The following is a 20091-nucleotide window of genomic DNA, read 5'->3' on the forward strand; positions in this document are numbered from 1 at the left end:
CATATCTGGGTGGAGATAACGATGCACAAACGCCGCTGTCAAACGCAACCCCCGAAGTGCTTGAGCCAGTGCGCAGTGATTGAGCCAGAGCGCTTGGGCCAGCAACCGGCTTGGTGAGGATGGACTACAGCAAGGTATGCCCGGCCTCGACTAGAAACCGCCTCGCGGCGGCCTGATCCGTCGCTTTCACCAACAGATGATCGCCATCGAAAGTGGACACCACGAAGATGCCCAATGCGTTTTCCGACAACGGCCTGATGACTGACAGCACGATACCCGTTTCGTCGAAGGCAAACGGGCCCTCAAGTTTGAAGGCCACCCAGTCGATATCCTGCTTGACGGCATGCGGCACGCGGTCCTGCAGGCAAACGATCGAAAGCTCGTCGTCAGTCCTTGTGATGCTGACGAAGCCTGGCCCGTCCGCCCAACCGGGAATGATCTCGCCCGCCGCCAACCGGGAAACCGCGTAAAACCCTGAGAGTTGCTTAAGCCTGACCTTGGCAGCCATTATCGAACTCCTTCCTCAGATCGCCGGTGATCCCGCGAGCTTCTTGCTCATGTAGACCGTCATGCCGCCCATGAACGGCTCTTCCCGGTCCACGATATAGCCCTGCCTCCTGTAGAGCGACACGTTCGCCTCGAAGGCGCCATTGGTCAGCAGGCGAAGCTCGGCACGTCCTGCTTCGACCGCCTTCCGCTCAGCCAAGTCCAGCAACAGCCGGCCGATCCCCCTGCCCTGCGCGTGCGGCGCCACGCAGACATTTTCGATCCAGAGGTGATCGTCGGCCAGCATGGTTTCGATCATCCCGACGATGCGGCCATCCTCGACGGCAACATCGAACTGATGTTCCAGCAACGCCTTGTCGTAATCGGCGCGCATCGGCAGCGGCTCGCGGCCGATCACCGGCACCCATTTGGCATAGGCAGCGCGAACGGTATCCCTGATCGCGGCGGCATCGGTCGGCGCGGCCGGACGAAGCCGAATCGAAGAATTATTGGACATAACAAAGCTCCAGATATGGAAAACCCCGCCGACCTGTTCAGGTGGGCGGGGCTGGAAACGAACGAACCGGGTCTATTCTGCCGGCTTTTGTCGTCGCGCAATCAGCTTGCCGCTCCGCACTGCGCAGGGGCGGCGTCGCTTGGTGATGGCGGGCGCGAGGACGAACATAGCGCCAAGCTGGAACAGGAAGAGCGGCGCGTCAAGACACCTACAACGGCTTCTAATACTCCTGCGCCGTCGGCCTGAACAGGATCTCGTTGATGTCGACCTCGTCAGGCTGGCTCATGGCGAACATCACCGTCCCGGCAAAGGAATCGGCTGGATGGCCACCCTGTCGTAGAGTGCCCGCACGCCGTCGGCGACATCGGCCTCGGTGACGCCCGCGGGCAAGCTCGATCCGGCATTCAGTCCGGCACCCAGTGGCAATGCAAGCACTATTATAAGTTACCCGTCTTGAGGCTCTCCTGCGCCCGGCTCTAGCGATCAATCCTCGCTTCCTGTTGCGGAGAATAGCGCGCTCCTTGTACGGCGATCGCCGAGACCGCGCTCTCGATGTCGGCAAGATCGTTCGCCGTCAGCGCGACAGTGGCCGATGCGATGTTCTCTTCGAGGCGATTGAGCTTGGTGGTGCCGGGGATCGGAACGATCCAGGGCTTCCGCGCCAGCAACCAGGCGAGCGCGACCTGTGCTGATGTCGCCTTCTTCTCGGACGCGATCACGCCGATCGCGTCGACCAGCGCCTGATTCGCCTTGCGAGCGTCTTCCGCAAAACGCGGCACGGTGTTGCGGAAGTCGCTGCTGTCGAATGTCGTGCTGGCATCGATGGCGCCGGTGAGGAACCCCTTGCCCAGCGGGCTGAAGGGCACGAAGCCGATCCCCAGCTCTTCAAGCGCCGGCAGGATCGCCTCTTCCGGTTCACGCCACCAGAGCGAATATTCGCTCTGGACTGCGGCGACCGGCTGTACCGCATGCGCGCGCCGGATCGTGCGCACGCCCGCCTCGGAGAGACCGAAATGTTTCACCTTGCCTTGGCTGATCAAGTCCTTCACAGCGCCCGCCACTTCTTCGATCGGCACGACCGGATCGACGCGGTGCTGGTAGAGCAGGTCGATGTGGTCGGTCCTCAGTCGTCTGAGCGAGGCCTCGACGACGTCACGAATATGCTGCGGCCGGCTGTCCATGCCATCGTGTCCGGCTGTCCCGGCGATGTCGATGCCGAACTTGGTGGCGATCACCACCTGGTCGCGGATCGGCTGCAGCGCCTCGCCGACGACCTCCTCGTTCGTGAACGGTCCATAGACCTCCGCCGTGTCGAAGAAGGTGATGCCACGTTCGAACGCCGCCCTGATCAGGTGGACTGCATCCGCCGTCTCCATCGGCTGTCCGTATGACTGGCTCATTCCCATGCAGCCGAGCCCGATGGCCGAAACTTCGAGACCGCTGTTTCCAAGTGTGCGCTTCTGCATTGTCGTTATCCCTTCTTCTCGGCGTCGGCTTGTTCGAAGACCTTGCGGGCAATGCCCAGAGCCGTGGCTGCCGTTGGCCAACCGGCGTAGAAGGCGAGATGCGTAATGGTTTCGATGAGTTCGTCGCGGGTGACCCCATTGTCGAGCGCGCGCCTCATGTGGAAAGGCATTTCATTGATCCGGTAGCCCGAAATCAGGCTGGTGACGGTGATGAGGCTGCGGTCGCGCGGCGACAGGCCGGGGCGCTCCCAAACGTCGCCGAACAACACCTCGTCGGTGTACCTGCCAAGCGCGGGAGCGATATCGGAGAATGGGCTTTTTAGCCTTGGAACATCGGTCATGGTGGTCTCCTTCGTAGAGTTCGGGCGTTGAATTCGGCGCCACGCGCCGATGCCTGGTCAAATCCCGTATTGTTCGTCGCTGACATGCTCCAACCAGTCGACGACTTTGCCATCGAGCGCTTCGGCGATAGCGATGTGGCTCATCGCCGTGGTCGGCGCGGCGCCATGCCAATGCTTCTCTCCGGGCGCGAACCAGACGATGTCGCCGGGAAGGATGGGTTCGATCGGGCCGCTTTCGCGCTGCACCAGGCCTGCGCCCGAGAGGACGATCAGCGTCTGGCCAAGCGGATGCGTATGCCAGGCGGTGCGCGCACCGGGCTCGAAAGTCACGGTGGCGCCGCTGACCCTAGCGGGCTCGCTGCCCTTGAACGGTGCGTCGATGCGCACCGCGCCGGTGAAATAATCGGCCGATCCCTTGGCCGAGGCTTGAGAGCCGTTTCGCGTGATGTCCATGGTTTTGTCTCTTCCTGGCGACAGGCATGACACGACCGCCGGTCTTCAGAGGCGCCCGGTGTGATGACGCCTATCTAGGGTCTGCGATTGGTGCCGATTAGGTGCTATATCCAGCATGATCTTATGAAAGGAGCTCATGAATGCCGCGTGACAATCTGAATGAGCTGACCGCCTTCCTCGCTGTCGCGCGCGAGGAAAGCTTCACCAGGGCGGCGGCCAAGCTAGGGGTTTCCCAATCGGCGCTTAGCCACACGGTGCGGGCGTTGGAGGAACGGCTGGGCGTCAGGCTTCTGACCCGCACCACGCGCAGCGTCTCGCCGACCGAAGCGGGCGAGCGACTGGTTCGCACCATCGGACCGAGGCTGGACGAGATCGAAAGTGAGCTCACCGCCTTGAGCGCCTTGCGCGAAAAACCCGCCGGCACTATCCGCATCACCGCCGGTGAGCATGCCGCCGATGCGATCCTGTGGCCTGCCCTGGCGAAATTCCTGCCAGATTATCCCGACATCAAGGTCGAGATCATCGTCGACTACAGCCTGACCGACATCGTCGCCGGGCGTTTCGACGCCGGCGTGCGGCTGGGCGAACAGGTGGCGCGCGACATGGTCGCGGTGCGCATCGGTCCCGACATGCGCATGGCGGTGGTCGGATCGCCGGCCTATTTCGCCAAGTGGCCGCAGCCGCGCACGCCGCAGGACCTGACCACCCACAATTGCATCAATCTGCGGCTGCCGACCTATGGCGGGCTCTACGCCTGGGAGTTCGAGAAGGCCGGGCGCGAGCTGAAAGTGCGGGTCGAAGGCCAGTTGGTGTTCAACACGGCTGCGCTGCGCATGAACGCGGTGCTCGCCGGCCTCGGCCTTGCCTATCTGCCGGAGGAACAGGTGACGGCCCATCTGGCCGACGGCCGGCTGGTGCGTGTGCTCGCCGACTGGTGCGCGCCTTTCCCCGGCTACCACCTCTATTACCCCAGCCGCCGGCAAGCCACGCCGGCCTTCTCGTTGATGGTCGACGCCTTGCGCTACCGCGGCTAGAACAGGAACCGGGTTTCCGGAAAAATCATGCTCAAAACGAGCAGATAGAGCCCCATCCGGATTCGGGAACAGGCTCTCCATCTGGACTGCGCCCGCAGTCGTTCTATCTTCCGGATCGACCAGATCTGACGAAATCCGGAGCCATCGCCGTGACCGTGACCGACCTCTATCGAGGCTACATCGTCTGCCTCAACAACCAGGACTGGCAGAAGCTGCATCGCTTCGTTCATGACGAGGTGCACTACAATGGCGACCGCGTCGGGCTGTCGGGTTACCAGGAAATGCTGGAGCGCGATTTTCGGGAAATCCCGGACCTCTATTTCGACATCCAACTGCTGATCGCCGAACCACCGTTCATAGCCAGCCGCCTTCAGTTCAACTGCACGCCGAAGGGAACCTTCTTCGGCTTGCCTATCAACGGCCGGAAAGTCTCCTTCAGCGAGAACGTCTTCTATGAATTCCTCGACGACAGGATCAGGAACGTCTGGTCGGTGATCGACAAGGCGGCCATCGAAGCGCAGCTTTAATCCAGGTTGGCGAGAAGGCGACGTCTGCGCAGCCAATGCCCGATCGATCGTTCGTAAAAATCGATCGTTCCAACGAAAATAATTCGTTGGAAAGATTGGTATAGGAATGACATTCTCCTCGCCTACCCGCCTGGAGCATTGCATTGTCTTCCGTTTCCCACTTCGCGAACAATATTCCGAAAAGCGCGTTTCCTGCCGATCTGACAAAAGGGCGAAAATCCCTCAATTGGAATGGCATCGTCCCCGGCATCGTCCTTGTGACGATGATCACTGCGGTCGCCTTCTCGGCCCGCAATGTTTCCGGCTTTGCGCTGTTCAGTCCAATGATCCTCGCCGTCGTCGCCGGCATGATCTACTCCAACGTGCTGGGCACGCCGGTGCACGCCAAGGCCGGCATCGCATTCTCGCAAAAGCGCCTGCTGCGCTTCGCCATCGTGCTGCTCGGCTTCCAGCTGACGCTGGGCCAGGTCGTCTCGATCGGCGCCGGCGGCGTCGGCATTGTCGCGGCGACGCTTGGCACCACTTTCGTTTTCACCATCACGCTTGGCCGGCTGATCGGCGTCGACGCCAAGCTGGCACAGTTGATTGCCGCCGGCACCTCGATCTGCGGCGCCTCGGCCATCGTCGCCACCAACATCGTCACCGATGCGCGCGACGAGGACGTCACCTACGCCGTCGCCTCGATCACCTTGTTCGGCACCGTCGCCATGCTCGGCTTCCCCCTCATGGCGCCCATGCTCGGCCTCGACCAGCACGCTTTCGGCCTGTGGGCCGGCGCCTCGATCCATGAAGTGGCGCAGGTGATCGGCGCCGGCTTTCAGAACGGCACCCAGTCCGGCGAGATCGCCACCGTTGCCAAGCTGACCCGCGTCGCCATGCTGGCGCCGATGGTCGTCGCGCTCGGCCTGATGGCGCGCCGCAGGAGCAGCAGTGAGGTGGCGGCGCGGCCGCCCATGCCGTGGTTCGTTGCCGCCTTCGTCGCCGTCGTGGCGCTGAACAGCCTCGTCACGGTGCCAGCTGAGGTGAAGTCGGCAATGGCGCTCGCCACCACCATCATGCTGACCATGGGCCTGGCCGCCATGGGCTTGCAGGCAGACATCTCGCAGTTGCGCTCGCGCGGCCTGCGCCCGCTGGCGCTCGCCTTCTCGGCCTTCCTGTTCATCGGCTGCTTCAGCCTGATGCTGGTGAAGTTCGCCTAGTCCGGACCGGGCGAGCGCATGTTGAGATTCAGGCCAGGCCGGCCCCACCTGAATATCAGCATGCCTTAATCCTCGAAGGAACTCGCCGCGGCATAGATCGCGGCGAGGGTCTCGATGCCGGCCTGGTCGGCCTTGTCGAAGCGGCCGGGCAGCGGGCTGTCGAGATCGAGCACGCCGAAGACGCCTTCATCGTCTTCCAGCAGCACCACCAGTTCCGAGCGCGAGTCGGCATCGCAGGCGATATGGCCGGGAAAATCGTGCACGTCCTGGATCAGCATCGAGGTGCCGAGTTCGACCGCGGTTCCGCACACGCCCTTGCCGACGGCGATGCGCACACAGGCCGGCTTGCCCTGGAACGGCCCGAGCACCATTTCCTCGTCCGACTGCAGGAAATAGAAACCGGCCCAGTTGAGGTCCGGCACCATCTGGAAGATGAGTGCTGCGGTGTTGGCCGCATTGGCGATCGAATCGCGCTCGCCGTCGAGCAGCGCCTTAAGCTGAGTGGCGAGGTCGCGGTAGAACGCGGCCTTGTCTGAGGTGTTGATGGGCTTGGCCGCAAACATGAACGTGTCTCCGTATCGAGGATAGCGGTTCGTCCGATCGCTTGCCAAAGTCGGGCGAGCTCCGCAACCAGACGGCCGCCTGGACAGTCTAGCGTGGATTGCGTCCCCTCCGAAAGCCGCAAGATCAGGAGTGCCTCCCGGCGCTGAGCCGGGCGGCGAGGCAGCTATGCGTAAACTTTGCGATGGATCATCTTGAGAATCAGAGCGGCCCCGATCGGGGCCGCCATCCACATCTCAAACAGATCGGACAAGTCCCGGGTTTTAGTAGCCGCCCATGCCGCCGCCACCCGCAGGCGCGGCATCCTTGGCCGGGATGTCGGTGATCATCGCTTCGGCGGTGATCAGAAGGGCCGCGATCGAGCCGGCGTCCTGCAGTGCGGTGCGCACCACTTTCGCCGGATCGACGATGCCTGCCTTGATCATGTCGACATAGACCTCGTTTTGGGCGTCAAAACCCTGATTGTGGTCCTTGCTGTCCGTGAGCTTGCCGACGACGATCGAGCCTTCGACGCCGGAATTCTCGGCGATCTGGCGGATCGGCGCTTCGAGCGCCCGCAGCACGATCGTAATGCCGGCCGTGACATCGGCATTGGCGCCGGTCAGGCCGCCAAGCACCGAGCGGGCACGCAGCAGAGCCACGCCGCCGCCGGGCACGATGCCTTCTTCAACCGCCGCGCGCGTCGCGTTCAGCGCGTCGTCGATGCGGTCCTTCTTTTCCTTGACTTCCGACTCGGTGACGCCGCCGACGCGGATGACGGCAACGCCGCCGGAGAGCTTGGCCAGCCGCTCCTGCAGCTTTTCCTTGTCGTAGTCGGAGGTCGTCTCCTCGATCTGGCCCTTGATCTGGGCGACGCGCGCCTGGATCGTCGCCTTGGTGCCGGCACCGTCGATGATCGTGGTGATGTCTTTCTCGATCAGCACGCGCTTGGCGCGGCCGAGCATCTCGATGGTGACGTTTTCAAGCTTGATGCCGAGGTCCTCGGAGATCATCTGGCCTGATGTCAGCACGGCGATGTCTTCCAGCATCGCCTTGCGGCGATCGCCGAAGCCCGGCGCCTTGACGGCCGCGACCTTGAGGCCGCCGCGCAGCTTGTTGACGACCAGCGTCGCCAGAGCCTCGCCCTCGACGTCCTCGGAGATGATCAGCAGCGGCCTGCCGCTCTGCACCACCGCTTCGAGGATCGGCAGCATCGCCTGCAGATTGCCGAGCTTCTTCTCGTGGATGAGGATGTAGGGCTCTTCCAGCTCGACGCGCATCTTGTCGGCATTGGTGACGAAATAGGGCGAGAGATAGCCGCGGTCGAACTGCATGCCTTCGACGACATCGAGTTCGGTCTCTGCGGTCTTGGCTTCCTCGACAGTGATGACGCCGTCATTGCCGACCTTGTCCATCGCCTTGGCGATCATCTCGCCGACGCTGGCATCGCCATTGGCGGCAATGGTGCCGACCTGTGCGATCTCGGCCGACGACTTGACCTTCTTGGCGCGCGCCTGGATTTCCTTGACCACGGCAGAAACCGCCTGGTCGATGCCGCGCTTCAGATCCATGGGGTTCATGCCGGCCGCGACCAGCTTGGCGCCTTCGCGCAGGATCGAGGCGGCCAGCACCGTGGCGGTGGTGGTGCCGTCGCCGGCGAGGTCGTTGGTCTTGGAAGCTACTTCGCGCACCATCTGGGCGCCCATGTTCTCGAACTTGTCGGCAAGCTCGATTTCCTTGGCTACCGTGACGCCGTCCTTGGTGATGCGCGGCGCGCCATAGGCCTTGTCGATGATGACGTTGCGGCCCTTGGGGCCGAGCGTGACCTTCACAGCGTTGGTGAGGATCTCGACGCCGCGCAGCATGCGGTCGCGCGCGTCGGTGGAGAATTTGATTTCCTTGGCAGACATGATTTTTATCCAGTTCGTTCGGAGAAAATGAGGTCAGGCAGCTTTCTTGGCGGCCACGGTCTTGTCGGTTGCAGCCGTCTCGCCCTTGTCGATAATGCCCATGATGTCGGCTTCCTTCATGATCAGAAGGTCCTCGCCGTCGATCTTGACCTCGGTGCCCGACCATTTGCCGAACAGGATGAAGTCGCCGGCCTTGACGTCGAGCGGAACAAGCGCGCCGTTTTCGTCGCGTGCGCCAGGGCCGACAGCGATGACTTCGCCCTCCTGCGGCTTTTCCTTGGCAGTGTCGGGGATGATGATCCCGCCCTTGGATTTGATATCGCCTTCGGCGCGACGAATGACGACGCGGTCGTGGAGTGGCCGAAATTTCATGGGAACTTTCTTTCTGGGGCCGGCACAGGCGGCCACGCCCCTCCTCTATAGACGCGTTGGCACTCGATAGATAGGAGTGCCAAAAATTATTCGCGGACCACATTAAATATTCAAAAGTATTATTTCGGCTGGCCGTTTTGTGATATCCGCAGAATGTCAAATAATTCAAAAGATTGAATTTTGCCGATCGAGTGCCTATTTATCGGACAAGTTCACTTTCACGATTTCAGGCACAAGGGAGATTTCTTCGATGGCCGAAGGCAATCAGACGATCATGGAAAAAGCTGAAGCTCGCTTTGTCGACAAGCAGAAGAAGACAGCGGAGAAAAACAAGGCGACCGCCGAATATATGTCCGAGGCAAGGGCCAGGGAGATCAAGACGGCAAGGCTGAGGGAGCTTCGGCTGGCCAAGGAAGAGGCCGACCGCGTCGCCGAGGCCCTCAATCCGACGCCCAAGAAGAAGCGGGTGACCAAGAAAGTCACGGAGGCCAAGACATGAGCCTCACCTTCCCCAACCGCAGCCGCAGCTATGACGAAGCGGGCCAGCGCATTCGTTTCGTCGGCCATGACGGCATGTTCCAGATCTCCTTTTCCGTCGCTGCCGACGCCATGGCCAAGATGCGGCCGGGCACTGCTGCCGATGAAGCCGGTTATCTCCAGACATTCGACACCGAGAGCAGCGCCATCCGCGAGGTGGCGTCGAAGGCCTACGACCGCACCCACAAGAGCATGTATGTCCTGACGGCTGCCGATTTCGGCTGAAACGGCGGCGAGTTGGCGCTGACCGTGATCAGGTCTTGCGCTCGGCCCGTTCGCGCCGTTTGACATCGCGGACATTCATCTGCACGACCATGTCCTCAGCCTCGCGCGGCCCCATCCCGACCATCACCTTTTGCCGGACCACCGCAGGCTGGCCGGTGAAGACATCGATGATGCTCCAGCTCTGGGGAAGCTCCATGCGCAGCGTGTAGCGGTTGGCCATCCCGGTCAGCCCTGCATCATGAAAAACACGGCGCCCAGGATCAGCGCCGTCCAGGCGACGATCGACAGCTTCAGCACCATGCCGCCATGCGCGGCCAGAACCTCCCGCAGGCGCGACACGACACCCGCCGATCGGACCGGCGCTGCCAAGGCCACAGGGGCCTTAAGGTCCAGTTTTCCAAAGACAGGCAGCAGCGACGGTTCACGCACGAAAGGCCTCGAATGTCAGGGAAAAGCGAAGCAAGAACGCTCGGCTCCTTCCATAGCACTCTTTTCGCGGGTGCCGGCATGCCAAATGCAAGACAGGACTGCTTTAACGGCCGGTCCGCACCGCCTTGGTAACGCACAAATCTATTCGTGGGGACTAAGTGCCCTTGGGGCAGATTGGGACTGCTGTTCGACGCGAAATTTTGGAGGCCTCGCCTCGGGATCGAACCGAGGCTTCAGAGATTTGCCGTCTCCAGCGTAGCCGCTCCGCCACGAGGCCATGGCTGTTGAAGTAGCGGCCAAATATTTACGGAAAGGTTAATCCCGAGGGATTGTGCAGAATTTTCGGCACGATCTTCAGAGCGTCCGCCAGCACATGTGGCGGCCAGATTTGCAGCCCGGCCGCGCCAACCCTTTGCCGGACCTCGCTTTCCGCGCACGCGGCGATCCTTCACCCCTCAGGCGGCAGCCCGCCCCGTCTCGACCGAGGGCATCCAGCACTGCGACCGGCGCTCTTCCCCTGAGCTAGGCTGCCTGCACTTTATCCCGCGTTGCATTCGGAGGAAGAGGAGCCGAGGCCCAACCAACTTTTTCCCTTGAACGGCGATCCGATCTGGCCTAGCTTCGGATGAGAAAAGGTTTTCCCAAACAATTTCGATCGGGCTCGGCCACGTGCCGGGCTTCGTTCAGGTCGGCAAGAGAAAACCTTTTCCCAACTAAGGGACTCTCGGCGCGATGCCATCGGACGATCTGCCTGCTCCGGTCTTTTCCAAGCCCGTCACCTTGCGTGACGTGGCCGCGCAGGCCGGAGTCAGCGTCGCCACCGCATCCAAGGCGCTCAACAGCCAGGGCCGGATGACAGCCGAGACGCGCGAACGCATTCGCGAGACCGCCCGGCGGCTTGGCTTCCGGCCGAACAGCCTGGCGCAAAGCCTGCTCCGGCGCCGCAGCTTCACCGTCGGCCTGCTCACCAACGATACCTATGGCCGCTTCTCGCTGCCGCTGATGTCGGGCATTTCGGACGCGCTGGTCGACAATGGCGTTTCGGTGTTCCTGTGCAATGTCGAGGAGGATCCGCGGCTGGGCCAGATGCATGTCGACGCCATGCTCGACAAGCGCGTCGACGGCATCATCGCCACCGGCAAGCGCATCGATCGCCATCTCCCTGTCGACCTCTCCAATCTGCGCGTCCCGGTGATCTATGCCTTCACGCAGCCCGACGCCGACGCCGTCGCCTTCGTCTCGGACGATGTTGGCGGCGCGCGGCTGGCCGTCGAGCATTTCTGCCGGCTTGGCCGCAAGCGCATCGCCCACGTCACCGGGCCGGCGAGCTTTGCCGTGGTGCATGCGCGCGTCCAGGCTTACCGCGACGTGCTCGTCGAAAACGGCCTCACGGTCAGCGAGCCGCTGCTCGGCCCCTGGTCGGAAGCGTGGGGTCACCAGGCGGTTGCGCAACTGTTCGACGGCAAAAGCGAAAGGCCGGACGCGGTCTTCTGCGGCAACGACCAGATCGGGCGCGGCGTCATCGATGCTCTGCGCGAACGCGGCCTCGACGTACCCAGGGACGTCGGCGTCATCGGCTTCGACAATTGGGAGATCGTGGCCGAGGCGACGCGCCCGCCGCTGACCTCTGTCGACATGAACCTGGTCGCGCTCGGGCGCGAGGCCGGGTTGACCCTGCTTTCGCTGGTCGGCGGCAAGCCCGCCGCGCCGGGCATTCGAAAACTGCCGTGCCGGCTGGTGGTGCGGCAGTCATGCGGCCATCCGCCGGGTGGCTGAAAACGAAACGCCGCGCAATCGGCGCCAAGCCGCGGACCGCGGCCAACCTTGGAGGAGGAGAACATGAGGAACCTGATTGCCAAACTGACCCTGGCCGCTGCCGTTCTGGGTGGCGGTCTCGGCACTGCCGCCGCCGAGACGGCCAACATATGGGTGCGCGCCGACGGCTCCAATTTCATGCCGAGGATCGTCGATGCCTACAACAAGGCGCACACCAACCAGGTCAAGCTCGACATCATCCCCAATGCCGAGATCATCCCGAAATACGGTGCCGCGGCCGCCGGCGGCACGGCGCCCGACGCGCTGTCGCTCGACCTGATCTACACGCCCTCCTTCGCAGCAGCCGGCCAATTGGAGGACATCACCGACTGGGCAAAGTCCCTGCCTTATTTTGCCAGCCTGTCGCCGGCGCATGTGAAGACCGGCACCTACAAGGACCACATTTACGGCCTGCCCTTCTCCGCCGACGCCTCGGTGCTGATCTGGAACAAGAAGCTGTTCAAGCAGGCCGGCCTCGACCCCGAAAAAGGCCCGGCCAACTGGGCCGAGATCGCGGCCGATGCCGAGAAGGTCAACGCGCTCGGCGGCAACATCAAGGGCTTCTATTTCTCCGGCAATTGCGGCGGCTGCAACATCTTCACCTTCACGCCGCTGATCTGGGCGTCGGGCGGCGACATCCTCTCGGAGGACGGCTCGAAAGCAACGCTGGACAGCCCGCAGCTGCGCGGCGCCATAGATCTCTACCGCTCGATGGTCAAGAAGGATCTGGTGCCGGCGGGCGCGCAGACCGATACCGGCGCCAACTTCTTTGCGGCATTTGCCGCCGGCAATATCGGCATCTCGCCGTCCGGCGCCTTCGCCATCGGCGCGCTCAACACCCAGTATCCCGATATCGACTACGGCGTCACCTTCCTGCCGGGAAAGGACAGCGGCTGGTCGTCCTTTGCCGGCGGCGACAATTTTGTCGTCACCAAGGGCACCCCGAAACTGCCCGTGGTGAAGGAATTCCTCGACTTCGCCTATTCGCTTGAAGGCCAGACAATCCTTGCCAAATACGGCAGCCTGCCGGTACGCGGCGACATCGCCAAGGAGGCGCTGAAGGATCTCGATCCGCGCTACCAGGTCGCCGCCGAGGCCATGGCCAAGGGCAAGACACCCTATTCGGTGGTGTTCAACGACCTGATCAACTCCGCCAACGGGCCGTGGACGCAGATGATCAACGAGGTCTTCTTCGGCGACGATGTCGACGGCGCCATAGCCAACGCACAAGAGACGATGCAGTCGATCATCGACCAGGCGCCGCAGAAGTAGCGGCCGCCTACCCGGCCATCCGCCCGTCTCCCTGGGTGGGTGGCCGGCGCGTTCTTTACCCTCCCCCTTGTGGGGAGGGTCGCTGCAAAGCAGCGGGGTGGGGGTAGCGCCAGCACCCGGACCTGCGGTCCGACCTCCCCACAAGGGGGGGTAGAGCGGTCAACCGGATTCGACAGAACAACAGGCAAGCCATGACGACCATCACAACCACCACCGCACCACCGCGCGCCAGAAAACTGTTCGGCGCCGGCCGCCAACAATGGATCGGCCTGCTTTATGTCGCGCCGGCTGTCGCGCTGGTCGTCGTCTTTTTCCTGATCCCGCTCGGCATGACGACGTGGATGTCGCTGCACAACTGGCCCCTGATGGGCGAGCACAGCTTTATCGGCCTCGGCAATTATGTCGCCATCCTGCGCGACATCAGGTTCTGGAACGCGCTGCGCTTCACTGGCTACTACACCGTGATCGTCACCATCGCGATCTTCGTGGTGGCGTTTCCGCTGGCGCTGTTCGTCGAACGGCCACGACCGTTGACCAATCTCTATCGGACCATGTTCTTCATGCCGGCGGTTGTCGGTTTCGCCTCGGCCAGCCTGCTCTGGTCATGGCTGTTGAACGTCGATTCCGGCCTGTTCAGCCCGGCCGTCTATGACCTCGGCCTGATCGACAAGAAGTTCAACCTTCTGGCCACCTTCCAGCCGGCCTTCTGGTCGATCATCGCCATGGTCGTCTGGAAGGTCGCCGGCTTCACCATGATCATCCTGATGGCCGGCCTGCAATCGATCCCGCAGGATCTGCAGGAGGCGGCCGTCATCGACGGCGCCGGTCCGTTCGCGAGGTTCAGGGCCATCACCTTGCCGCTGATGCGCCGCACGCTGGCGCTGGCGCTGATCCTGTCGGTCGCCGGCTCGATCCTCGCCTTCGACCAGTTCTACATCATCCTACGCGGCGGCCCGCGCAACCAGACGCTGACGGCGGTCTACTGGATCTTCAACCAGTCCTTCGTGTCGTTCAAACTCGGCTACGGCGCGGCGCTCTCCATGGTGCTGCTCGTCGTCCTGGTGGCGCTCAGCCTCGTCCAGCTATGGCTGTTGCGCAAACCGGAGGGCCTCGACTGATGGCGCAGGCCGCCTCCCGCAACCGCAAGCTCGCCGCCCGCATCGGCGAGCATTCGACCGGCATCGTCGCCTCGGTGCTGTTTGCCGCGCCGATCGTGTGGGCGGTGCTGTCGGCGTTCAAGCCGGCGCAGGAAGCACGCCAGCCGCCGCTGCCGCCCTGGCCGACATCAGGCTTCTCGCTGGAGAACTACGCCACGCTCAACAGCTTCGGCGACGGGCTGTGGGTCTCGGCGCAAAACAGCATCTATGTCTCGGTGATGACCGTGGTGCTGTCGGTCGCCGTCAGCGTGCTGGCCGGCTACGGCTTTTCGCGGTTCCGGTTTCCATTCAAGAACCTGTTCTTCATCCTCATCCTGTCGACGATCATGATCCCGTTCCAGTCGATCCTGACGCCGATCTTCCTGGTGCTGACCAAGCTTGGCCTGCACAACACGCTGACCGGCCTGGTCGGCGTCTATGTGACGCTGCAACTGCCGTTCTCGATCTTCATGATGCGCAACGCCTTCGACGCGGTGCCGCGCGAGATCGAGGAGGCCGCTCGCATGGACGGCGCCAGCAATCTCACCATGCTTTTAAAGGTGATGCTGCCGCTGGTCTGGCCGGGCGTCGTCACCATCGCCCTGTTTGCATTCCTCGGCGCCTGGAACGAATTCCTCGCCGCTCTCGTGCTGATGACCGATCAATCCAAGTTCACGCTTCCGGTGATGATGACCGCACTGCAGTCGGGCCGCTTCGGCGCCATCGACTGGGGCGCGGTGCAGGCGGGCGTCACCGTGATGATGGTGCCTTGCCTCATCCTGTTCCTGGCGCTGCAGCGCTTTTACATCCGCGGCCTAATGGCCGGGGCCGTCAAATAGAATGGAGTAAGTTCATGACCGCATCGCCATCCACAAAATCGGCCAAGTCAAAGCTCGCCTTCCGCCCGCTACCGGTGCCGCAGGTCGACGTGCACGGCTTCTGGGGCGACCGCGCCGACGCTGTGGCCACGCGCACCGCCGACATCCTCTACGAGCGCTGCGTCGAGGCCCGCATGCTGGAGCAGATCGATCCGGACCGCCCCTCGCCCGGCATAGTCATCCCCTTCCACTCGCCCTCTCCCGACGAAGCCGACCGCCAGGGCGCGGAATTCACCGGATCGACGGTGACCACGCAGATGTTCTGGGATTCCGATCTCGGCAAGACCATCGAGACCGCGGCCTATTCGCTCTACCGGCGCAAGAATCCCGAACTGGAGAAGAAGATCGATGCCGTCATCGAGATGTATGGCAGGCTGCAGCAGGAGGACGGCTATCTTTCCAGCTGGTATCAGCGCATCCAGCCCGGCAAGCGCTGGACCAATCTGCGCGACTGCCACGAGCTCTATTGCGCCGGCCACCTGATCGAGGGCGCGGTCGCCTACTACCAGGCGACGGGAAAACGCAAGCTGCTCGATATCATGTGCCGCTATGCCGATCATATCGCGTCCGTGCTTGGTCCCGAGCCCGGCAAGAAGAAGGGCTATTGCGGCCATGAGGAGATCGAGCTGGCGCTGGTCAAGCTGGCACGGGTGACCGGCGAGCGGAAATATATGGAGCTGGCCAGATACTTCATCGACCAGCGCGGTCAGCAGCCGCATTATTTCGACGAGGAGGCTCGCGCCCGCGGCGCCGACCCGAAGGCCTATCATTTCAAGACCTATGAATACAGCCAGTCGCACATACCGGTGCGAGAACAGGACAAGGTCGTCGGCCATGCTGTCAGGGCGATGTACCTCTATTCCGGCATGGCCGACATCGCCACCGAATATGGCGACGACACGCTGCGCACAGCACTCGACCTTCTGTGGGACGATCTCACCACCAAGAGCCTCTACATCACCGGCGGACTGGGACCGTCGGCGCACAATGAGGGCTTCACCAGCGACTACGACCTGCCCAATGAGAGCGCCTATGCCGAGACCTGCGCCGCCGTCGGCCTGGTGTTCTGGGCCAGCCGCATGCTCGGCATGGGACCGAACGCCCGCTACGCCGACATGATGGAGCGCGCGCTCTACAACGGTTCGATCTCCGGCCTGTCGCTCGACGGCTCGCTGTTTTTCTACGAGAACCCATTGGAAAGCCGGGGCAAGCACAACAGATGGAAATGGCACCGCTGCCCCTGCTGCCCGCCCAATATCGGGCGCATGGTCGCCTCGATCGGCAGCTATTTCTACGCCCTGGCCGACGATGCGCTGGCCGTTCATCTCTATGGCGACTCGACCGCCCGTTTCGACATATCGGGCGTCCCGGTCAGCTTGACCCAGGCGAGCCGGTATCCCTGGGACGGCGCCGTCGAGATCACTCTCGAACCGCAGGCGCCGGTCGAATTCACCTTGCACCTGCGCATTCCCGTCTGGAGCGCCAGTGCCGGGTTGAAGGTAAACGGCGAAGCCATCAAGCTGGCTGAAATCACCAGCGACGGCTACGCCGCGATCAAGCGGACATGGAAAAACGGCGACAGTGTCCGGCTCGATCTCGAAATGCCGATCGAGCGGCTCTATGCCAACCCGCAGGTGCGCCAGGATGCCGGCCGCGTCGCGCTGTCGCGCGGCCCGCTGATCTATTGCGTCGAGGCATCAGACAATGACAGCCAGCCGCATCGCCTGACGCTGCCGCGGACGGCCACCATCGAAGCGCAGCACCGGCCGGAACTTCTCGGCGGCGTGGTGACGCTGTCGACCGCGGCACTTGCCGATGTCTCCGACGGCTGGCAGGACGGGCTCTACAGGCCCGAGCCACCGGCCACCGCCGAGACGCGCCTGACCGCCATTCCCTATTTCGCCTGGGACAACCGCGAGCCCGGCGAGATGCTGGTGTGGCTCAGGGACGGCTGAGCGAGGTCGGTGTATCGGCGATGACCGATCCAATCTCGGCCGCGATCGATGCCGCGGTTCCGGGCTTTCGGGCCACATAGCGCATTCGCAGGCGCAGGAATGGCGCCTCCACGCAGGTGTAGCTAAGGTAACCGATCGGGATCGTCGCCACGAAGCACAATGCGGACCAGAGACATGCGACGTAGAAATTGCTGATGCTCATGATATTCGTATCTATGAACGCCGCCCATTGCATGACGAAGAACAGGTGCAGAAGGTAGATCGAATAGCTGTAGGCCCCCGCCTTCTCCAGTATCCTGAACGGCGGGCTTGTTCGCTTTCTCGAAAAGCTCGTGTCGTAGTAGGCGATGCCGAATGAATAGGCTGCCGCCTCCAGGGTGGCAGGATGATCCATATCCAATGAGGCGACGGATAACGGCCCAGGTGGTAAAATCCCCCCGGCTGCATCGAACCACCAGAAGACCCCCGAAAAAGCCATGAGAACGGCCAGCGCCAACCAGTGCTGGTTCTTCGCGTGGGCACGCAGGTGGAAGACAAGGATGCCGGCCAGGAACTGATCCGCATGGCCTATGATGGTCACGGACGCCGCTGACTGCACTTCGCCCATCTGCAGATAGAGGACGGACCTCAGCACAATGGCTGCCGCGATGAACAGCAAGGGGGCGAACACAACCGCCTGGATGCCATCAGCAAAAACGGCAGCAACAGGTAGAAGTGCGCTTCGATCGTTATCCACTAGCCTCCATTCGAAAGGGTGGGAAGAAGAACACCCAAGCCGACGCCCGTGAAATACCCGTCGAGGGACTGGCCGGCCAGGTACCTGCGGCAAGCCTCGATCCATATCACGACCAGCAGTAGCGGAAGCAGCCTGAGTGCCCTGTTGGCAAAGAAGGGCAGATAGTTGATCTGTTTTCCATGGAGCAGCTTGGCGAACAGGTAGCCGGAAAGGGCCATGAACAGGGAAACGCCAGTATGGCCTTCATCCAGAACGCTGAAGATGGGAAGAGCCGGCACGAAGTCATAAGGCACGGGCCTTCAGGAGAAGCATGAAGGAATGCCAGCTAAAGACTAGAAAGGCGGCCAGGCCACGAATATGATCCAACGCTGGATAATGCCCTCCGGTCGAGGATTTCATGATTTGCCCACGCGCACCGTGTCCTGCGCCGGTGTTCAGGTCATCGTTGGGCCAGAACTGTTTTCAATTCATTAAATCCTCACTGCGGAGACTTCCGAAATCAGAGATTTGCTTCGCAAGGTGCCGTGGCCTGCAAGCATCCGGGGCCAAACACGACTGAAGTGCCGCGTCTGTGCGGATCACTTCTGGGCGACGGTCAGCCCGATCTCCTCGGCCACCATTTCCTGCAACCGCCACAGATTGCGGTCGCGGATGCCGCAGGCTTCGAGGTGACGGATCGTCTCGAAAAGATATTGCGCGCCCGAGCCCCAATGACCGACGGCTGTCACCAGCGTCGCCGCGATCGCCTGCTTGTCGAGCTTGCCGGCATAACGCGGATTGGCGGGATCGACGACGAAGCCGAGCGCGCGACATGCGCCGCCTTCGGTCCTGACCTGCAGCCAGCGCGGCACGTTGACGGCGGGCAGGATGGTCATTTCGCGGCGCAGCAGCGCTTCGAGGTTAGCCGCCACCGGCTCCGCGATCTCGAACACCATGCCCTGGCACTGGCCGCCGCGATCGAGCGCCATCATCAAGCCGGGCCGCTCGACCGTGCCGCGAAAACGCTGCACCGTGAAGCAGAACGAACGATGCCAGCCGCTGGCCACCGCGCGTTCTCCGCCTCTCACCTCGCCGGCGGGTTTCCATAGCAGCGAGCCATAGGCGAAGAGTTTCAGCGGCCCGGCCGGAGCGCCGGCCAGCACCGCGTCGCGGATGCGCGCATAGTCGGCATCGGTCATGTGAACCATGCCCGGCGTAGGCCCGGCATCCTCGACAGCACGCATGGTCCGGGCGACCAGCGCCTCGGTCAGCGCCATCGGCGCTTTGCGCGGAGTCCTCAACGATGCGGCGGAAATGGCCTTGCTCATCCTCACGCTCCCAGCCTCACCGCCATGTTGCCGAAGGCCGGAGGATTCTCAAGGGGCCGTGCAGCCGACATAGGTCGACCGGCCGATGCCGCTCCGCGCGACGCGATAGGGAACAATGTTGACGGCAAACTGTTCTTTTCTTTGCCGGAGGATATCATGAACGATGCGTCGGCAAAGCCCGCGGGCCCCGTCCTTTCATCGGCGGAGCGCGTGAACACGCTGTCGCATTTTCACCGTGCCGAGATCGCGCGCATGGCGGGATGGCGCGATCGGCTCGACAGGACGACCAACTGGGCGATCACCGTGGTGGCGGCGCTGCTTTCTGTGTCGCTGTCGACAGCCAGTGCGCATCACGGCGTGCTGCTGTTCGCTATGCTGCTCATCCTGCTCCTGCTGTGGATCGAGGCGCGCCGCTATCGGTTCTTCGATTTCTATCGGGCTCGCGTGCGGCAGTTCGAGCGCCACTATTTCGCGCAGATCTTCTCTCCGCAACCCGACTTCGCCTCGGATTGGCTGCTCATCGTCGGCGAAGGCCTGCGCGCGCCGAAGTTCCTGCTGTCGCAGCGTGTCGCGCTGGCGCGCCGCCTGCGGCGAAATTACCTCTATCTCTTCCTGATCCTGCTGCTGGCCTGGGTGCTGAAGATATCGACCCCCAGCCTTCAGGCCGCAGGTGCCAGGACCGGCTTTGTCGTCTCGCTTCGCGAGGCCGTCGACAGCGCCGCCCTTGGCCCGATTCCCGGTGTGGCGATCGTGGTCTTTGTGGCGGCTTTCTATGTCGGGCTGCTCGCCTTCGCCTTCTTCGCGGCCGGCGACGACGGCGAACTTTCCTTCGGCGACGTCCATGTCTGACAGCAATGTCTGGCGACAGGCGGCTGCAACGCAAATGGACGCCCGTGCGTTGTGATGGTCAGTCCGCCGCGGCGTTTGAGGGAACCCATGACCTGTCGATCGGCAAC

Annotated in this window: 25 protein-coding genes and 1 tRNA gene; 11 read left to right on the plus strand and 15 right to left on the minus strand. The window is 62.7% G+C overall.

The window, feature by feature from the left end; translation table 11 throughout:
* Positions 1-124: 124 nt before the first annotated feature.
* The 6 genes from LB558_RS24400 to LB558_RS24425 form a co-directional block, all read right to left on the minus strand.
* Complete coding sequence (locus LB558_RS24400; RefSeq protein WP_224699896.1) at positions 125-508, minus strand: ACT domain-containing protein; 384 nt, start codon at positions 506-508, stop codon at positions 125-127.
* 15 nt (positions 509-523) lie between these two features.
* A complete protein-coding gene (locus tag LB558_RS24405; protein ID WP_224699897.1) occupies positions 524-1003 on the minus strand; it encodes a GNAT family N-acetyltransferase in 480 nt (159 codons plus the stop codon).
* Positions 1004-1297: 294 nt separating this feature from the next.
* The gene (locus tag LB558_RS33075) at positions 1298-1438 is read right to left on the minus strand and encodes a hypothetical protein (protein ID WP_318011673.1); all 141 of its coding nucleotides are present in this window, start codon (positions 1436-1438) and stop codon (positions 1298-1300) included.
* Between the two features lie 41 nt (positions 1439-1479).
* Positions 1480-2469, minus strand: a complete 990-nt coding sequence (locus LB558_RS24415; RefSeq protein ID WP_224699898.1) for an aldo/keto reductase — start codon at positions 2467-2469, stop codon at positions 1480-1482.
* A gap of 5 nt (positions 2470-2474) precedes the next feature.
* Positions 2475-2810 (minus strand): carboxymuconolactone decarboxylase family protein, encoded by a 336-nt coding sequence (locus LB558_RS24420; RefSeq protein ID WP_224699899.1) that lies wholly within the window; start codon positions 2808-2810, stop codon positions 2475-2477.
* Positions 2811-2867: 57 nt separating this feature from the next.
* On the minus strand, positions 2868-3263 hold the full coding sequence (locus LB558_RS24425; protein WP_224699900.1) for a cupin domain-containing protein: 396 nt from the start codon (positions 3261-3263) through the stop codon (positions 2868-2870).
* Positions 3264-3403: 140 nt separating this feature from the next.
* Here LB558_RS24425 and LB558_RS24430 point away from each other — a divergent pair, with 140 nt between their 5' ends.
* From LB558_RS24430 to LB558_RS24440, 3 genes are all read left to right on the plus strand, one after another.
* Positions 3404-4297 carry a LysR family transcriptional regulator gene (locus tag LB558_RS24430; protein ID WP_224699901.1) on the plus strand — a complete coding sequence of 298 codons (894 nt, stop codon included), beginning with the start codon at positions 3404-3406 and terminating at the stop codon, positions 4295-4297.
* A 149-nt stretch (positions 4298-4446) separates the two neighbouring features.
* Positions 4447-4824 carry an ester cyclase gene (locus LB558_RS24435; protein WP_224699902.1) on the plus strand — a complete coding sequence of 126 codons (378 nt, stop codon included), beginning with the start codon at positions 4447-4449 and terminating at the stop codon, positions 4822-4824.
* Positions 4825-4967: 143 nt separating this feature from the next.
* Entirely contained in the window at positions 4968-6023 is a 1056-nt protein-coding gene (locus LB558_RS24440) for a YeiH family protein (protein WP_224699903.1), read from the plus strand.
* 65 nt (positions 6024-6088) lie between these two features.
* Here the strand turns inward: LB558_RS24440 and LB558_RS24445 are convergent, their stop codons facing one another.
* The 3 genes from LB558_RS24445 to groES form a co-directional block, all read right to left on the minus strand.
* The gene (locus LB558_RS24445) at positions 6089-6586 is read right to left on the minus strand and encodes a GAF domain-containing protein (RefSeq protein ID WP_224699904.1); all 498 of its coding nucleotides are present in this window, start codon (positions 6584-6586) and stop codon (positions 6089-6091) included.
* A gap of 261 nt (positions 6587-6847) precedes the next feature.
* Positions 6848-8473 (minus strand): chaperonin GroEL, encoded by a 1626-nt coding sequence (gene groL / locus LB558_RS24450; protein WP_224699905.1) that lies wholly within the window; start codon positions 8471-8473, stop codon positions 6848-6850.
* 33 nt (positions 8474-8506) lie between these two features.
* Positions 8507-8845, minus strand: a complete 339-nt coding sequence (groES, locus tag LB558_RS24455; protein WP_127255946.1) for a co-chaperone GroES — start codon at positions 8843-8845, stop codon at positions 8507-8509.
* 250 nt (positions 8846-9095) lie between these two features.
* Here groES and LB558_RS24460 point away from each other — a divergent pair, with 250 nt between their 5' ends.
* Both LB558_RS24460 and LB558_RS24465 read left to right on the plus strand, forming a co-directional pair.
* Positions 9096-9344 (plus strand): hypothetical protein, encoded by a 249-nt coding sequence (locus LB558_RS24460; protein WP_013530532.1) that lies wholly within the window; start codon positions 9096-9098, stop codon positions 9342-9344.
* Positions 9341-9607, plus strand: coding sequence for a DUF1488 domain-containing protein (locus tag LB558_RS24465; RefSeq protein WP_024503907.1), 267 nt, complete (start codon positions 9341-9343; stop codon positions 9605-9607). Before LB558_RS24460 ends, LB558_RS24465 begins: the two co-directional genes overlap by 4 nt.
* Positions 9608-9635: 28 nt before the next feature.
* On the opposite strand, the gene LB558_RS24470 is transcribed toward LB558_RS24465, so the two are convergent.
* The 3 genes from LB558_RS24470 to LB558_RS24480 all read right to left on the minus strand — a co-directional run bounded on the left by LB558_RS24470 (position 9636) and on the right by LB558_RS24480 (position 10313).
* The gene (locus LB558_RS24470) at positions 9636-9827 is read right to left on the minus strand and encodes a hypothetical protein (RefSeq protein ID WP_024503908.1); all 192 of its coding nucleotides are present in this window, start codon (positions 9825-9827) and stop codon (positions 9636-9638) included.
* Between the two features lie 5 nt (positions 9828-9832).
* Positions 9833-10036 (minus strand): hypothetical protein, encoded by a 204-nt coding sequence (locus LB558_RS24475; RefSeq protein WP_224699906.1) that lies wholly within the window; start codon positions 10034-10036, stop codon positions 9833-9835.
* Positions 10037-10237: 201 nt separating this feature from the next.
* A tRNA-Cys gene (locus LB558_RS24480) sits at positions 10238-10313 on the minus strand.
* Positions 10314-10768: 455 nt separating this feature from the next.
* Between LB558_RS24480 and LB558_RS24485 the strand changes: the two genes are divergently transcribed.
* The 5 genes from LB558_RS24485 (at position 10769) to LB558_RS24505 (ending at position 17092) form a co-directional block, all read left to right on the plus strand.
* A complete protein-coding gene (locus tag LB558_RS24485; protein WP_224699907.1) occupies positions 10769-11812 on the plus strand; it encodes a LacI family DNA-binding transcriptional regulator in 1044 nt (347 codons plus the stop codon).
* Positions 11813-11875: 63 nt separating this feature from the next.
* On the plus strand, positions 11876-13123 hold the full coding sequence (locus LB558_RS24490) for an ABC transporter substrate-binding protein (protein WP_224699908.1): 1248 nt from the start codon (positions 11876-11878) through the stop codon (positions 13121-13123).
* A 191-nt stretch (positions 13124-13314) separates the two neighbouring features.
* Positions 13315-14241 (plus strand): carbohydrate ABC transporter permease, encoded by a 927-nt coding sequence (locus tag LB558_RS24495; protein ID WP_224699909.1) that lies wholly within the window; start codon positions 13315-13317, stop codon positions 14239-14241.
* Positions 14241-15098: a carbohydrate ABC transporter permease gene (locus LB558_RS24500; RefSeq protein ID WP_224699910.1), complete on the plus strand. Its 858-nt coding sequence runs from the start codon at positions 14241-14243 to the stop codon at positions 15096-15098. Before LB558_RS24495 ends, LB558_RS24500 begins: the two co-directional genes overlap by 1 nt.
* 14 nt (positions 15099-15112) lie before the next feature.
* A complete protein-coding gene (locus tag LB558_RS24505; protein WP_224699911.1) occupies positions 15113-17092 on the plus strand; it encodes a glycoside hydrolase family 127 protein in 1980 nt (659 codons plus the stop codon).
* Here the strand turns inward: LB558_RS24505 and LB558_RS24510 are convergent.
* The 3 genes from LB558_RS24510 to LB558_RS24520 form a co-directional block, all read right to left on the minus strand.
* Positions 17079-17828 carry an acyltransferase family protein gene (locus LB558_RS24510; protein WP_224699912.1) on the minus strand — a complete coding sequence of 250 codons (750 nt, stop codon included), beginning with the start codon at positions 17826-17828 and terminating at the stop codon, positions 17079-17081. The two genes, LB558_RS24505 and LB558_RS24510, sit on opposite strands and share 14 nt — an antisense overlap.
* Positions 17828-18121 (minus strand): hypothetical protein, encoded by a 294-nt coding sequence (locus tag LB558_RS24515; RefSeq protein WP_224699913.1) that lies wholly within the window; start codon positions 18119-18121, stop codon positions 17828-17830. The genes LB558_RS24510 and LB558_RS24515 overlap by 1 nt, the downstream gene beginning before the upstream one ends.
* A gap of 285 nt (positions 18122-18406) precedes the next feature.
* Positions 18407-19135 carry a gamma-glutamylcyclotransferase gene (locus LB558_RS24520; protein WP_224699914.1) on the minus strand — a complete coding sequence of 243 codons (729 nt, stop codon included), beginning with the start codon at positions 19133-19135 and terminating at the stop codon, positions 18407-18409.
* Positions 19136-19291: 156 nt separating this feature from the next.
* On the opposite strand from LB558_RS24520, the gene LB558_RS24525 reads away from it, so the two are divergent.
* The gene (locus tag LB558_RS24525) at positions 19292-19984 is read left to right on the plus strand and encodes a DUF2270 domain-containing protein (RefSeq protein ID WP_224699915.1); all 693 of its coding nucleotides are present in this window, start codon (positions 19292-19294) and stop codon (positions 19982-19984) included.
* Positions 19985-20091 lie beyond the last annotated feature (107 nt).

The organism is Mesorhizobium sp. CO1-1-8 (assembly GCF_020164875.1).
Lineage (GTDB): Bacteria > Pseudomonadota > Alphaproteobacteria > Rhizobiales > Rhizobiaceae > Mesorhizobium.